The following is a 16,295-nucleotide window of genomic DNA, read 5'->3' as shown; positions in this document are numbered from 1 at the left end:
TTATCTTATACAATAAACCCTAAAGTTTTATACTTTCCTATAGTACAAAAAAGCCTTCCCCATCCCAAAAGGGACGAGAAGACTCGCGGTACCACCCTTATAAATATGGTTCCATCCATATTCACTCGATATTTATAACGGGAATAACCCGGTCATTACTACTACTTTCTTCATAATGACAGCTCAAGAGTGATCTTCTAAAAGCTAGTCTGCATCAGGCTCTCACCAACCCCTGATTCGCTTAAGCAACAATCCGCTTTTGTACTGTCTCTTTCCATGCTTTCCTATTAACATTTCCATTTTAAGTAAAACTTGATAAATCTCGATTTATCGATAAATATATCTGTGTTATGAATTATATGTAAAATCCAAGTTAACGTCAAGGCTTACGTTTCACTTTCCTCCAATTCAAGATCTTCATTTAAAGCTGTATCAAATAGTTGATCCCAGTCATTTGTTTCAATCATTTCTAGTTGTGCTTCAACGAGCATTTTTAATCGGGTACGGAATACCTTAGCTTGCTTTTTTAATTCTTCTACATCCATCGAAATTCGACGTGATTTTGTTAATGCTTCATTGATAATTCGATCTGCATTTTTTTCAGCTTCTTTAATTATTAACTTTGATTCTTTCATTGCGTTCCCTTTTATTTCTTCCGCTGTTTCCTGAGCAATAAGAATCGATTTATTAAGTGTTTCTTCAATATTGGTAAAATGACCAAGCTTCTCTTGTAAATGTTCCACTTGCTCTTGTAAGTCCTTTTTCTCACGAATAACCATTTCATAATCTTTAATTACTTGATCTAGAAATTCATTTACTTCATCTTGATCATACCCGCGATATCTTCTGGTAAATTCCTTATTGTGAATATCCAATGGTGTTAATGGCAATATAGCCACCTCCTAGTTTTACTAATTGCTCCATATATTAAAAATATCGGTAACTACTCTCACAAATTAATCATATATTATTTAATTCGACAAAAAAGACCTAATTCCTGCAAAAATAATTTTATTTTAACCTTGCAAATGTTACTTTTACCTTATCTTTTCTCGTACGCCCTTTAATTTGCATCAACCTACTTCTTCCCTTTCCTCTTACAGAAAGCATATCTCCTTCCTGCAATAAGAAAGCAGCATCATCTACTAATTTATGATTGACTTTGACATATTGCTTATTTATATAGCCAACAGCCTCTTTTCTCGGGACTCGGTAGATTTCTTTTACGACTACATCCAGTCGTAAAGAAGCAATTGTTGTTTCTTGTTCCAGCCAGTTTGGCTTTACGATCGTTAATTCTGTTAGTGGACGCTGTTTAAGCTGGATCCTTGCATGTTTAATCATGGTTAAGTTCATCATCACGTAAGGGGCTATTTCAGAAGCAACAATGATTTGCACATTACCATCACTGACATCCATATCACCAAGCTTTTTTCGTTTAACTCCAAGCGATAAGCATGCTCCCATTACATCACGATGAGTTAAATGGACAAATTTCGTTTGAAAACTAGCTTGTAATAAACAAAGCTCGCTGTCCACTTCCTTCAATTCTTCATAAAAAGGGGCAATAACTACCCGTTTTCGTTCTGTATACGGATGTCCTCCATCAAATCTCAGTTGTAAATCACTATCCTTAGAACCAATTAACATCTTAACTATCTGCTGTTCACGAGGATCCAAAAAGTCAGTGAGCTTTCGTTGGAAGGAACTCTCTACTAGTTCCTTCCATGATAAAACTTGATCGATAAACGTTTCTTCTTCTTTACGAAAATGTTGGTATAATTGCATGTTGTAACTCCCAAAAGGTTCATTTCCACCTGCTCGTTTGCACGTATCATAAAAATATTAGAAAAACTTGGCTTATCGCCCAGTCTTTATGGCGAAAGCTATCGTTTTTCTTATGCGATAACCCATAAAGTTTTATACTTTAAAAAGTTAGCCGCTATCAAAATTCTGGTCTGCTACCTTTCTTACAACCACTAAAAGCTGATAATTTGTAACAGTATGGTGTATCGGTCAATCACCTATGTTGGTTTAATAAATAAACATTTTAAAAAATTCCAGTAACCCTATTCGTGCGAGGTACAATACAAATATGGCAACAATCGGAGAAAAATCGATCATTCCCAATGGTGGAATAAATCTCCGAAATTGTTCGAGGTAAGGCTCGCAAATCTTCGCTAATATTTCTCCAAATGTAGACTCTCGAGCACCAGGAAACCAAGACATAAAAATATAAATAATAATCGCATATGAATAAGCGTATAATGCTAAATTCAATATCCTAAATAACTCAACCATGTATGACTACCATCCTTTTTCAAATTCGTCTTCCAGGGAATCTGTAATTGTTCCTGTAACATTTACATTGTCTGGTGTACAAAGAAATGTTTTAGCTCCCAATTTTTGAATATCGCCATTAATCGCGTACACAGTTCCGCTTAGAAAATCAACAATTCGTTTTGCTTGCTGATTATCAACACGTTGTAAATTAATGATAACTGCACGGCGATTGACGATATTATCGGCAATTTCCTGTGCTTCACTATACGTCCTTGGTTCACATAATACAACTTTAGAAGTGGGGTTATTTACGCTGGTAAGATTAACGACATTCTTATTTTTATCCATTACTTGTTTTTGTTCCACTTCAAACTCATTAGCATCGACATATTCATACTCGTATTCATCTTCCATCGTAAAATAATTTTTAATTTTGTTCTTAATGCTCATTCCAACACCTCACCCTACTAAATTTGTTCCAATCCGAACATGAGTAGCACCTTCCTCAATAGCAATTGAGTAGTCATTACTCATTCCCATAGATAGGAAATTACACGGGGCATAAGCATATTGCTTTCTTTGAACTTGAACCCGTAATTGAGCTAATTCACGAAATATAGAACGTAATTTCGTTTTATCATCAATGTGTGGAGCCATTGTCATCAGTCCAACTACATGAATTTTTGGGTACGCTTTGAGTTCTTCTAGAAATGGCAGTACTTCCTCTGGTTTTAAACCATGCTTTGACGCTTCTCCGCTAACATTTACTTGCACAAAACATTCTATTTGCTTACTTGCACGCTTGTTTATTTCTTTAGCTAAGGACAATCGGTCTAAAGAATGCAGTACATCAATCTGATCAATGATTTCTTTTACCTTTCTAGTTTGCAACGTTCCAATAAAGTGCCATTTCACTCGGTCTTTAAAGTGATGATATTTTTCTTGGAAACCTTCCAAACGGTTCTCGCCAATATCTGTTATCCCAGCTTGAATTGTTTCTTCTGTTCGTTCTATTGTAACATATTTTGTCACTGCAATTACCGTAATATCTTGTGGATTTCGATTACTTTTTTTACAAGCAACGCTGATATTTTGCTTGATTGTCTGTAAATTACTTGCTACATCCATGATACCCAATTCTCTCCTCTCGTATAATCATGGCAATAAGCCAATAAAACCTAACATTCGCCCTGTTTCACCATGATCTCTGCGATGTGAGAAAAATAGTGTTTCATCGCGATATGTACAATATTCTGTTACCTCTATATTATTACGTAACACCCCAGCTTGTAAAAGAATTTCTACATGCAGCTGTTTCATATCGAATAAAAATCGATTATTCTCTTTTGGAAAAACAACTTTTTCCCAATAATACTCTGGAATATGTCTAACCACCCGTTGATCCACTTCATAATAATCCTTGGAAATACATGGTCCAACTGCTACTAACAAATCACTCGGCTCCACACCTTCTGCTTTAAAAGCTTGTACCATTTGCGAAGCCATTTTGTTTACCGTTCCTTTCCATCCGGCATGTGCAATTCCAATAGAAGATGTAATCGGATCATAAAAAAATAAAGGCACACAATCAGCAAAAACTGCAGTACATAAAATACCTGGTTTATTGGTAATCAGCCCATCCGTTGCTTTGATTGAAGATGAATAATCCATTGCACCCTTGCCCTTATCCAAATCTGTCACAAAATGCACATTTGTTTGGTGAGTCTGTTCAGCACAAACCCAGTTGCTAAGTGGGACGCCTATTTCCGAGGCAATAATTTTTCTGTTTTCAACAACATCTAAAGTTACATCTTTTACATGAAGTCCGGTATTTAACGAATGAAATGGCGGTTTGCTAATACCGCCATTTCTCATTGTAAATCCAGCGATGATGTCAGCGTTTAATTGCTTCCACTTTTCTATATGTAAATAGGTTGTCTCCTTTTGTTTAAAAACTTCACTCAATTTCACACCTCCATTAGAAGCTGCATTGATTCTTATTTTACCATAAAAACACACTGTTTTTAATTTCTATAAAGAAAATAGTTTGTACATCAGGAATCTTAAGTTTAAAGTTAGCTTTGTTTCAGACTTTCATAATTGATCAAACGCTAGACAATATCCTAAAATAGAAGCTCGATTTTTACAACATGACTATAGCTACTTTTGTCCATGAGTAACCGTTTCGGAATATAGTTTAGGTCTATCGACATCTTTTACTAAAATAACATCAGAACCAATACGTACAATTTGCTCCCAATGAATAATTATTTCTTCCGCTTTCCCAAATAAAGACGTTTTTTTATCACGAGGAATAACTATAATTGCAACTATTTTTCCGCGATCCGTATCAATCTCCAAGTCATGGATATGCCCTAACTTTCGTCCGCTGTTAATAATGATAATTTCTTTTACTTGTAATTCTGATAATTTTACCATTGCTCTCACCTCACTAATACTCATGTATATGCATAAGTAAAGTATTATTTGTCCTATTTCAGACTTAGACATATGAATATTTTATAGCAACATAGTAAAGGCTTACAAACAGAACAAAAGCTAAAATTGCTTGGTTAGCAGCGTACAAACGGCAGATCTTCTGACGAAAAAGTGAAATTCAAGGGGTGCTTTTCTTCTGGAAACAGTAGATGAAACCCTAAGTTCGCAGGCATCCTTGAAAAATCGCGATGCTTATTCGAGAAGTCTTTCTTGCCCTGTCAACCAAACGAATCAAGAGCCGTTTTTCTCATAAAGATTCGTAAAATATTTTTAAATGAGAGTAATACGTCTCGCTGACGTTCAGGATAAAGCAAACATGCCCCCCATTAAAGGTATGCCGACACCTGAGCGGCAAGTCCGCTATAGTCGGCTTCCTTTGCTTCGAGCTATATTTACTATCGCAGGAAGGAAATCGAAGTTTGCTACAGAAATTGGACACTTAAGCTAGACGATGCTACTTTTCAGGACAGCGAAAAAGGAGGAAACAAACTGGTTTCCTCCTCTTGAATACGTATAAATCTTGAAACGTTCTTCTATTCGAACATTTGTTTATTCATTTGTTTGATAGCAGCTTTCTCCAATCGTGACACTTGAGCTTGGGAAATACCAATTTCCTCTGCCACTTCCATCTGTGTCTTTCCTTGAAAAAAGCGCTTATTTAAAATCATCTTTTCTCGCTCATTTAATTGATGCATCCCCTCTTTTAACGATAATTTGTCCAACCATGTCGAATCCTTATCACTATCATCGCTAATTTGATCCATTACATAGATAGGATCACCGCCGTCATTATAAATTGGCTCAAATAATGATACCGGATCTTGAATGGCATCTAGTGCAAACACAATCTCCGAGTGGGGTATCCCCATTTCCTCCGCAATTTCCATTGGTGTTGGTTCTTTAGAAGATTTGCTTATTAATTTTTCTCTCACTTGTAATGCTTTATAAGCAATATCTCTTAAAGATCTTGATACGCGAATTGGATTATTATCTCGCAAATATCTTCTGATTTCCCCAATAATCATCGGAACAGCATAAGTAGAAAATCTCACGTTATGGGATAAATCAAAATTATCAATAGATTTCATTAATCCGATACAACCTACTTGAAATAAGTCATCCACATGTTCGCCGCGATTATTAAATCGTTGTATCACACTTAAAACTAACCGTAGATTTCCATTGACCAACTCTTCTCGAGCTGATAAATCATTATTTTGTTGCATTTTCTTAAATAGCTCCCGCATTTCTTCATTTTTCAATACGGGTAGCTTGGATGTATCAACACCACATATTTCAACTTTATGTCTTGTCATCTATGTTCAACCCTCCCAGTTGGTGATGCTGTTCATGGACAGTATCTCCCTCTGGAAAGGTTTTTATGCACAAGGAAATTTCTATCTAATTTTTAATAATATAGAAAACTTACAGCAACAAGGCTAGACCATTTTATTAAATTCTTTTTTTAGTCGGCGAATAATTTTTTTCTCTAATCGGGAAATATAAGACTGAGAAATTCCCAACATATTTGCAACATCTTTTTGGGTTTTTTCTTCTTCGCCAACAAGACCGAAACGCAGTTCCATAATTTGTTTTTCTCGAGGATTAAGCTGAGATAATGCTTTTCTTAATAAGCTTTTATCCACATCAGATTCTAAATCTCTTGTAATAATATCTTCATCCGTTCCTAGTACATCCGATAATAATAATTCATTCCCATCCCAATCTATATTTAATGGCTCATCGAAGGAAACCTCTGATTTCAATTTATTATTTCGGCGTAAGTACATTAAGATTTCATTTTCAATACACCTAGACGCATACGTTGCTAATTTTATTTTTTTCTCGGGGTTAAATGTATTCACTGCTTTAATAAGGCCAATCGTGCCAATGCTAATGAGATCCTCAATATTAATACCTGTATTTTCAAATTTTCGAGCAATATAGACGACTAATCTTAAGTTACGCTCAATTAGTATTGCCCGAGCCGATTTATCTCCTTTTGGTAATAATCCTAATAATTCCTGTTCTTCTTCTTTCGTGAGTGGTGGCGGTAGTGCTTCACTGCCACCAATATAATAAATTTCATCTGATTTTAATCCAAGTTTAATTTGTAGTTTATACCACCATAAACGCAGGCGTAATTTGATTGTCCTCAACTTTATCTCTCCTTTAAGCAGTATAAATAGTTGCTGAATGAATTATTTGCGGATGCAACAAACAATGGTAACTGGCATCCTTAGTTAAACGACCAAATTGAATACCGATCAAAACTTTGCTTGTTTCAATTCGCTCTTCTCCATAATAAATAATTAATTGATCAGGACGAAGTGTAAACAAAAACATACTCCTTCCTTCTACTCCTTGATAAGGAACCAATTGCATATATTTCTCCCACTCTTTCGGTAAATCATGCATCTGTAGTGATTGGTAGCACTCTTTGAGACGTAGCCAGTCTTCATCCGTAAACCATTGTTTTAAAAAGACTTCATCACATAAAATGACCGGCTTTTTTGTTAATGGATCTGTTAATTGATTGCCGCTGTCAATAAATCCAGTCGATGAATAACTTTTTCCTCTCATTCGAATGGTTACGGGAGTTAACTGATCGTATCTGATTTTTTCGCTTACGTGCTTGTCCATACGGGATTTAGTAAACAACCATACAATCGGAAAGCAAGTGATGATAAAGAGCCAGCTGACGGGATCTCCAAACCCACTATTATAGGTTAAAAATCCATTGCTACCCTGACTAAATGGACGTTGTAACAAAAAATGGATGCCGATTAAACCACCTCCAATGGCAAAACTAACAAAATAGAATAATAATAACAATTTAGACCAGCGATAAATATTCTGGTAGCCAAAAGCGGTTGTAATAATAATTGCGGAAAATATTATTTTCCCTGGAAAACTTATAAAAAAAGAATCAGGAAAATATAAGGAAATGGGAACAAGTAAGGATGCAATAAAACCTCCGGTAACTATACGGCGTTTCCTCGTAGCATCTCTAGCTAATGCCTGGGTTAGCAATAACAACATAATATCTAGCAAAAAATTAAGCGCCCAGACTGCATCCAAATAAATCTTCACAGATTTCCTCCCTTTCCATATTTTTAATGCTTGCCATCTTCCATAGTGATTCTAGTATACCTAAGGAAACTAGCAAAGTCTGTCATATTCTGTACGGTAATTGTGACTAGTTTTACCGAGTTATTGGAGTGTTTGTCGGGACTAGGATACGTTTGTTCGAAGCTAACAACTAGGGGTTAAGGATGTAGCAATTTGAAGTATATAAGATAATAACGGTAAAATGAACAGAGTAACTGGCTTTTGGTGAGTAATGATTCATTCCATGCTCGAAACTCAGACGAACCAGCGGCAAACATTAGAAAAACTTAGCTTCTCGCCAAGTCTTTAGCGAAAGCTATAGTTTTTCTTATACGATAAACCCAAAAAACTTTATACTTTCCTATAGTACAAAAAAGCAACCATTCACTAAAATAAAATGTCCTTTATCTATAGGTCATTTTAAAATTGTGAACAGTTGCTAGTTTACAAAAGCTAAAGTAAAGTTACTAGGAAGTCATTCATCATCCATTCCTGTGTGATTATTTAAGAATAACGTATCATCTATGATGTGACGAAAATTCAATCATAGTTTTTATTATTTAGCGTTTTCGGTTGCGGTTGCGATTTCTTAAAAACGTGGGGATATCTAACGTATCTTCCTCTTGTGCAGCGCGTTGTTGAGGCTCATGATCTCTTTCTCTTCTTGACGGAACTTCATCATTAGCACGAGTTGCTGCATGCTGATTCATTATGGATCGCTGCTGCTTTGGTTGTTGCTCTACTTTTTTATTTGATTCGTCAAATCCTGTAGCTATGACGGTAACTACAATTTCATCTTTTAAGTTTTCATTAATAACCGAACCAAAAATGACGTTAACTTCATTATCAGCAGCAGAAGTTACTAAATCAGCCGCTTCTTGTACTTCATAGAGGCTTAAATTCGTACCACCAGTAATATTCATTAAAATACCGTGTGCCCCATCTATAGAAGTCTCCAATAATGGTGAAGAAATAGCCTTTTTAGCAGCCTCGGTTGCCCTAGTCTCACCAGTAGCGACACCGATTCCCATTAAAGCCGAACCTTTATCAAACATAATTGTCTTGACATCCGCAAAATCCACGTTAATCAGGCCGGGCTTAGCGATCAAATCAGAGATACCTTGTACACCTTGACGTAATACATTATCAGCTTCACGAAACGCCTCTAACATTGGGGTGTTTTTATCTACAATTTCTAACAGTCGGTCATTCGGTATAACAATTAGTGTATCAACACTACCTTTAAGCGCTTCAATACCAGAAATTGCTTGGGTAGAACGCCTTCTTCCTTCAAATGAGAAAGGACGTGTTACAACACCTACCGTCAATGCTCCGAGATCTTTAGCGATTTGAGCAATAACTGGAGCAGCGCCCGTACCCGTTCCACCGCCCATTCCCGCAGTCACAAAAATCATATCAGCACCTTGAAGCACTTCTTCCAGTTGCTCTTTACTTTCTTCAGCCGCCTTCTTTCCTACTTCCGGATTAGCACCCGCTCCTAACCCTCTTGTAAGTTTGGCACCAATTTGTATTTTTAATTCCGCTTTTGATAGATTCAAAGCTTGGGCATCTGTATTAACAGCGATAAACTCAACACCTTCGACTCCGTGCTCAATCATTCGGTTAACAGCATTGTTACCTCCGCCACCAACCCCTATTACTTTTATTGTTGCTAATTCTTCCATATTCGTATCAAATTCCAACATAACTCGTTCCTCCTAATATGCAAAATTACAAGCGTTCTAGAAGCTAATTGGTTAAGAGGTTTCTATTATTGATAAACTACCGTATTTTTACAAGGTTAGATTATTTGTTAATCAAAAAAATACTTAAACAAATTAGCAATTCCAGATTCTTTTTTCTTCTTTTCTGTTGGTTCATGTGAATTTACTTGTTTTTTTATTCGTTTTGGTTTTGGGTCATTTCCCATTGGGATGAAGGTTGGGAATAATTCTTTTCCTTGTATTTTCGCATTCCTATACGCAAATTGCAAGATTCCTACGCCTGCTGTAAATTGCGGTTCACGTACACCTATATAATCTGGTATAGCGATCCGAACATTAGCTTGAAATAGATCTTGAGCCAGCTCCAACGCTCCAGGCATTGCCGTGGTGCCTCCAGTTAAAACATAACCGCCTGGTAATTCATGGTAGCCCATTCTTCTTATTTCTCTTTCAGCAAATGCATAGATTTCTTCCATTCTTGCTTCAATTATATCGGCAATTTCTAATTGATTTGAAGTCTGTTTCGAATTGCTGCCAATGATGGAAACATCAAAGACTTCTTCCTCTAGAGCATGGTCATAGAAGGCATGTCCATGATTTAATTTCACATTTTCAGCTTCTTCTGTAGAAGTTCGTAAACCTATGGAAAGATCTTTCGTTATGTTGTCCCCGCCTAACTGAACAACACTGGTTGAAGCTAAATGACCATTTTCGAAGATAGAAACTGTAGAACACCCACCGCCTACATCAATTAATGCAACACCCATATTTTTTTCATCTTTTGATAGTGCAATTGTGCCAGCAGCAAGAGGTTGAAGACAAATATCGGCTACTTGAAGATTAGCACGCTCTACACATTTTAAAATATTATGTAGAATAGTTTTGGAGCATGTAATAATCGTTCCTTCCATTTCCAAACGAACACCAATCATACCTCGCGGATCATTTATTTCATCTAATCCATCGACGATAAATTGTTTTGGAATAACATCGATAATTTCACGCTCTGGAGGAATAGACATTACTTGCGCTCCATCAATCACTCGAGTAACATCTTCATTCGTAATTTCCCTATCTTCACTCTGAACGGCTACAACGCCGTGACATGGCTGTAACTGAATATGATTTCCGTTGATACCAACGACAACCCGATCTATCTGCATACCAACCATTCTTTCCGCTTGTTCTACAGCATTGCGGATTGATTGAACGGTATCATCAATATCAATGATTGCTCCTTTCTTCATTCCATTGGATTTTGCAGTTCCAACACCGATAATATTTAATGAATCATTTAAAACCTCGCCAATAATAACTTTAATTTTTGATGTACCTATATCAAGACTTACTAAAACTTCACTGTTGTTCAAAGTAAAGCCCCCCTAAAATTCAGAAGCTGTGTAAAAAACACACTTCTCTATATCACCTATCGTCATCGAATCAATAAAAATAAAATATTATATAGGATATTCCACATAAAACCATGAATTTCCTTTATTTTTCAGTATTTTTTTAAAAAATCAAACCTATTCTTTTAACTGACTGACCAAGATGATGATTGTATTAAATAATTTCGTATAGTATATAGAAATTATGACTTTCTACCGAGTAGAAAATGATATTATTCATCTTGAAGTTAGCCGAATTACTTTTTGTTAAACGATTCAAAATATGCGCCTGCCCCAATATGAATAATGCCTTTACTATCATCATCCAATTGCATCACGATGGAAGGATAGATTTTCATATTTTCGGCAAAGTTTTGAATACTGGCATCAACTAAAAAACCATCATTCATATATAGGGTAATCTTATTCTGATTTTCCTTTGTTGGTGTCCAATGAACTTCAGAAATCAACTTTCTTATTGCTTGAGGTAGCTGTTCTAATTCCTTCGTCATTCTATGTAAATATTCTTCTTTATTAAACCCTATGATTAAGGGTGCGTCTCCATTATATGATGTTTGCTTCATACTTTGAAGTGCCGTACCATTGCCTAATATTGGAAAATAGTTTGTTCCCTGTTGCAAATAACCAACACGTTCATATTCCTTGATTATAATCGAAACAGTCCAAGGTAATTTCCGATTAACTTTAGCAGAAGCAATGATGGGATTTTCTTCTAACGCTTCTTCACTAGCTTTTTTATCAATTGTCCATATATTTTGATTGTTTGTTAAGTTGCTTTGTTTAATGACCGACTCATCGCTTAAAAACGTGTTGCCCTTTACGTGAATCGTACGTATATGACTTAATGGAGATTGTAAATAAACGATGATGGAAATTAAGATGAAAAAAATAGACAGATAAAATAGCAACCGTCGATTTGCCTTTTTTTTCCTTGCCTGCTTCAATTTTGGGATTCGGTCTTCAATAGAAACAATTTTCTTTTTTTCCATCTCCATTTCTTCCTTTATCTTAAATTAACAACAAGAAATGGCATAAATATGCCATTTCAACTTGTTACTATGAGTATATCATATTCACCCTTGAAACATGTAGTAGGACTTAGTAAAAATCAAGTTTTCCAGCTATAATATTTTGATTCGCTTTATACTTATTTTTAAAACTAAAACAAGCTGAAAATTCGCTAATTTTATAATTTCATAGTCTAGTAAAATTTCATTCCGCGGATGATTTCCTTCATCTCCTACTGAATCTTAGTTAAACAAAGCAAGCAATTAGGCACCCACTATCATTCACTTAGACTTTTTCGTATTTTGTATAACTCTTGAAGTAGAAAGTCTTACGGTGACTTTAGATATGGGATAACCTAGTTAAGGAGCTTTGTTACTTATAACTATCCAACAAGTTTATTTTTCTTATACAGGCGTCTGGTGAATTCTATATTTTTGTGTATCTACTAATATTTAACAAAATACCTACAGAACATAAGATTAACGTTAAAGAAGAACCACCATAACTTAAAAAAGGAAGTGTAATCCCGGTTACAGGGATCAGTCCGATAACAACACTAATATTAATCATTGCTTGAAGTGCCAGCATCGAAACAATACCCAATGCTAAAAAGCGTGAAAAACTATCTGGTGCTTCAAGGGCGATTTTAATTCCGCGCCATAACAACAGAAAAAATAACAAGAGAACAGCGGTTCCGCCGATAAAGCCAAGTTCCTCTCCTAAAATAGCAAAAATGAAATCTGTTTGTGGCTCTGGTAAATAAAAAAACTTCTGTAAGCTTTCCCCAAATCCAAGTCCCATTAAACCTCCTGGACCGATTGCGTATAGAGATTGAATAATTTGAAATCCATCACCTAAAGGATCTTCCCACGGATTAAGGAAAGCGGTTATTCGACTAATCCGGTATGGAGCTGATGCAATTAGTGCAATAAATCCTGCTAGTCCAACAGCAGCCAATCCAAAAAAATGTGACAACCTAGCTCCAGCAGTAAATATCATAACCATACAAGTTAATACAAGCACCATGCCTGTTCCTAAATCAGGTTGAAGCATAATTAAACCAAAAGCTGTAAAAACCAATAACAGAGATGGAAAGAAGCCCTTCCTTAACGATGTAATATATTTTTGGTTTACCGATAGATAGGTAGCTAAAAATATAATTAAGCCTAACTTCATAAACTCAGAAGGCTGAATGCTAAATGCGCCGATTCCAATCCAACTTTGTGCACCACCTCGTACCATACCAATTCCTGGTATCAAAACAAGTAATAATAAGCTAAAACAAAGCAGCAGAATCAATTTGGCATATTTTTTCCATGTCGTATATGGAAGATTCATGGTAAAAATCATCGCTATCATTCCAGCACCTGCAAACAGAGCTTGGCGTTTCACATAATACCACGCATCATTAAATTTATATTCTGCCCATACAAATGAAGAACTGTAAACCATGGCGATGCCAATAATTAATAAAGCAACAATAACACCCATTAAAATATAATCGGGAGAAGAATAAGGTGCATTGTTCTTTTTTGTAAGCAAAATAACACCCCACTTTACAAGATTGCTAGGGGGTGTTTAAAAAGTAATTTTTAAAAAGTATGTTCAAAAAGACTGGTAAATAACGGTTCGAATTTCTCCGTATCCCATGTTTCTAACTGAACTCGAACTTTGACACATAGGACGTGCTAGTATCAGCGCTGCCAACAGGAGAACAAAAGCTGGAGCACTCTTCTAGGACTTACAAACTGGAGAACTTCTAAAGAGAAATAAAGTGAACCTTGCTGTCGTAGTTCTTCTTGTCCTTGAAAAATCAAAGCGCTTTGATTTTTCAAGGACGCCTGCTACTTTAGCAGACATTAAGCCTTTTTATCATCTCTTTTGAACAAGAACTTTAATTATTTTATTTTAAACAAGCCCCTATACTAATGTATGCACAGCTTGTATAAACATGTCTCCTCTTTCTTCAAATGTTCGATATTGGTCCCAACTGGCACATGCTGGTGATAACAAAATAATATCTTTCTGTTGAGAAATTTCAAAAGCAATTTGGACTGCTGATTGAACATTTTCTGTTAACCGAATAACAGGAATATTCGCTTTCTTACCTATTTCTTTTAATTTATTTGCCGTTTCGCCAAAAAGTACTAATGCTTTCACATGCTTCATATATGGAAGTAAATCCGTAAATTCATTACCACGATCTAAACCACCTGCTAATAAAATAACCGGTTGTTCAAAAGCTGATAATGCCTTTTGCGTTGCTAAAGTATTCGTGGCTTTGGAATCATTATAAAAAAAGCGTTCATGGAAATTACCAACAAATTGCAAACGATGTTTAACCCCAGTAAACATAGATAAAACTGTCCGAATTCCTTCATTTGTAGCACCACTTAATTTAGCAGCTGCCACTGCAGCTAAAATATTTTCATAATTGTGCTCACCTAATAAGGAAATATCAATTCGATCCATAATCTTTTCATCTTTGAAATAAATGGAATTTTCATCCATCCAAGCCCCGTTAGCAAGCTGTTCTTTTACAGAGAAAGGAATTTTTGTTGCTTTGCATTTCCCAACCTCTGCTATGATGTTTTTATCATTCGCATTATATACAAGATAATCGTCTTCCGTTTGATTTTTAAATATATTAAACTTTGCCTGTTTATAGTTCTCAAAGGTTTTATGATAATCTAAATGTGCTTCAAATATGTTAAGTAAGACAGCAATTTTTGGTTTAAACTTATCAACTCCCATCAGCTGAAAAGAAGATAATTCTAAAACTAACCTTTCATTTTCTACCAAGTTTTCAGCTATTTCAGTTGCAACGATCCCTATATTTCCCGCAACTTTAACAGCCTGATTACTTTTCTTTAACATTTCTGTAGTTAACGTTGTCGTCGTTGTCTTCCCATTTGAGCCTGTTATACCGATGATCGGAGCATCCGTTAGCTGGGCAGCTATCTCAATTTCTGTAATAATTGGGATCTGACGTTCTACCGCTTCTTTTATAATTGGGTTTTCATAATTAATTCCCGGATTTTTCACAATGATTTCAATTTCATCAAGCACACAAATAGGATGGGAGCCGAGTATCATGTCTGCGCCCATCGCTTTTAGTTTTTTTACCTCTGAATCGTTTGCTGCTGCCTTTTGATCATTTACACGTACTTTTTTTCCATGTTGTAACAAAACTCTCGCGGCAGCAGTACCGCTTTTTGCTAATCCTAAAACAAGAATATGGTTATAGGGAAAATCTTTTAGCCTTGTCAATTTAAGCCCACCTCAATATAAATTCCTAAAGCTGCAAAAACAAGCCCTACTAGCCAAAAGGTTGTCACGACGCGCCATTCTGACCAGCCTAAAAGCTCATAATGATGATGTAATGGGCTCATTTTAAACACCCTTTTTCCAGTTGTTTTAAATGATATTACTTGAATAATCACAGAAAGTGTTTCAATGACAAACACACCGCCAACAATGACTAGAACGATCTCTAGTTTGGTTAAAATCGCAATGGTAGCAATCGCTCCTCCTAATGCTAATGAACCTGTATCTCCCATAAACACTTTAGCAGGATGTGCATTGAATACAAGAAAGCCCAGTAATGCTCCGACCACAGCTAATGCAAAAATAGTTACCTCATTTTGTGGGAAGCCATACCAAGCTAAAATTCCAAAAGCGCCAAACGCTATGGCAGCAGTTCCTGCCAGTAACCCGTCTAAACCATCTGTTAAATTTACTGCATTCGATGAACCAACGAGCATAAATATAATTAAAAGTGCGTAACCCCAGCCTAATTCTAACTGAATGGTTGTACCTGGAATAGAAATATACGTTGGAAATCCTTGATATCGTAAGACAAAAAATACAATAAGCGCAATAATTAATTGTCCTAGCAACTTTTGTTTTGAGGTCAAGCCAAGATTGCGTTTTTTTATAATTTTAATAAAATCATCTAAAAATCCTAACAGACCATATCCCACGAGAACAAACAATAAAATCCACAATTCATAGCTAACACCGACTGGATTTGTTTTCCATGCCATAATTAGAGAAGTTATGACAATGCTAAAAACAATCATAATACCACCCATCGTTGGTGTTCCAGTCTTTTTCATATGGGATTTAGGTCCTTCTTCCCTAATACTTTGTCCAAACTTCAATCGTCTTAAAAATGGAATAAAAATAGGAGATAAAAGGACGGTAATTAAGAATGCGATAGCCATGGTTATAAATAACACAGAAAAATTCATTATTATTC

General features: G+C 35.7%; 16 protein-coding genes and 1 other annotated feature. All 16 genes read right to left on the bottom strand.

The window, feature by feature from the left end:
- Positions 1 to 66 precede the first annotated feature (66 nt).
- Positions 67 to 286, bottom strand: a binding site (T-box leader).
- A 100-nt stretch (positions 287 to 386) separates the two neighbouring features.
- The gene (locus tag JNUCC74_RS08055) at positions 387 to 890 is read right to left on the bottom strand and encodes a DivIVA domain-containing protein (protein ID WP_077320344.1); all 504 of its coding nucleotides are present in this window, start codon (positions 888 to 890) and stop codon (positions 387 to 389) included.
- Positions 891 to 1,011: 121 nt separating this feature from the next.
- Entirely contained in the window at positions 1,012 to 1,788 is a 777-nt protein-coding gene (locus JNUCC74_RS08050; RefSeq protein WP_454067603.1) for a YlmH family RNA-binding protein, read from the bottom strand.
- 246 nt (positions 1,789 to 2,034) lie between these two features.
- Entirely contained in the window at positions 2,035 to 2,301 is a 267-nt protein-coding gene (locus JNUCC74_RS08045; RefSeq protein ID WP_077320342.1) for a YggT family protein, read from the bottom strand.
- A gap of 6 nt (positions 2,302 to 2,307) precedes the next feature.
- Complete coding sequence (locus JNUCC74_RS08040; protein WP_077320341.1) at positions 2,308 to 2,733, bottom strand: cell division protein SepF; 426 nt, start codon at positions 2,731 to 2,733, stop codon at positions 2,308 to 2,310.
- Between the two features lie 9 nt (positions 2,734 to 2,742).
- Complete coding sequence (locus JNUCC74_RS08035) at positions 2,743 to 3,411, bottom strand: YggS family pyridoxal phosphate-dependent enzyme (RefSeq protein ID WP_454067602.1); 669 nt, start codon at positions 3,409 to 3,411, stop codon at positions 2,743 to 2,745.
- 27 nt (positions 3,412 to 3,438) lie between these two features.
- Entirely contained in the window at positions 3,439 to 4,248 is an 810-nt protein-coding gene (pgeF, locus tag JNUCC74_RS08030) for a peptidoglycan editing factor PgeF (RefSeq protein WP_454067601.1), read from the bottom strand.
- A gap of 195 nt (positions 4,249 to 4,443) precedes the next feature.
- A complete protein-coding gene (locus JNUCC74_RS08025; protein ID WP_077320340.1) occupies positions 4,444 to 4,722 on the bottom strand; it encodes a YlmC/YmxH family sporulation protein in 279 nt (92 codons plus the stop codon).
- Between the two features lie 593 nt (positions 4,723 to 5,315).
- Entirely contained in the window at positions 5,316 to 6,098 is a 783-nt protein-coding gene (sigG, locus tag JNUCC74_RS08020) for an RNA polymerase sporulation sigma factor SigG (protein ID WP_077320339.1), read from the bottom strand.
- A gap of 123 nt (positions 6,099 to 6,221) precedes the next feature.
- The gene (sigE, locus tag JNUCC74_RS08015; protein WP_077320338.1) at positions 6,222 to 6,941 is read right to left on the bottom strand and encodes an RNA polymerase sporulation sigma factor SigE; all 720 of its coding nucleotides are present in this window, start codon (positions 6,939 to 6,941) and stop codon (positions 6,222 to 6,224) included.
- Between the two features lie 13 nt (positions 6,942 to 6,954).
- Positions 6,955 to 7,875, bottom strand: coding sequence for a sigma-E processing peptidase SpoIIGA (gene spoIIGA / locus JNUCC74_RS08010; RefSeq protein WP_454067600.1), 921 nt, complete (start codon positions 7,873 to 7,875; stop codon positions 6,955 to 6,957).
- Positions 7,876 to 8,453: 578 nt separating this feature from the next.
- Positions 8,454 to 9,599, bottom strand: coding sequence for a cell division protein FtsZ (gene ftsZ / locus JNUCC74_RS08005; RefSeq protein WP_454067599.1), 1,146 nt, complete (start codon positions 9,597 to 9,599; stop codon positions 8,454 to 8,456).
- A 107-nt stretch (positions 9,600 to 9,706) separates the two neighbouring features.
- Positions 9,707 to 10,987, bottom strand: a complete 1,281-nt coding sequence (ftsA, locus tag JNUCC74_RS08000; protein WP_454067598.1) for a cell division protein FtsA — start codon at positions 10,985 to 10,987, stop codon at positions 9,707 to 9,709.
- A 275-nt stretch (positions 10,988 to 11,262) separates the two neighbouring features.
- The gene (locus JNUCC74_RS07995; protein WP_454067597.1) at positions 11,263 to 12,015 is read right to left on the bottom strand and encodes a cell division protein FtsQ/DivIB; all 753 of its coding nucleotides are present in this window, start codon (positions 12,013 to 12,015) and stop codon (positions 11,263 to 11,265) included.
- Positions 12,016 to 12,460: 445 nt separating this feature from the next.
- A complete protein-coding gene (spoVE, locus tag JNUCC74_RS07990; protein ID WP_454067862.1) occupies positions 12,461 to 13,525 on the bottom strand; it encodes a stage V sporulation protein E in 1,065 nt (354 codons plus the stop codon).
- 429 nt (positions 13,526 to 13,954) lie between these two features.
- Positions 13,955 to 15,304, bottom strand: a complete 1,350-nt coding sequence (gene murD, locus JNUCC74_RS07985) for a UDP-N-acetylmuramoyl-L-alanine--D-glutamate ligase (protein WP_454067596.1) — start codon at positions 15,302 to 15,304, stop codon at positions 13,955 to 13,957.
- Positions 15,301 to 16,287: a phospho-N-acetylmuramoyl-pentapeptide-transferase gene (mraY, locus tag JNUCC74_RS07980; protein WP_454067595.1), complete on the bottom strand. Its 987-nt coding sequence runs from the start codon at positions 16,285 to 16,287 to the stop codon at positions 15,301 to 15,303. The genes murD and mraY overlap by 4 nt, the downstream gene beginning before the upstream one ends.
- Positions 16,288 to 16,295 lie beyond the last annotated feature (8 nt).

This window comes from Cerasibacillus sp. JNUCC 74, assembly GCF_053667775.1.
This window is presented reverse-complemented; position numbering and strand designations above follow the sequence as displayed.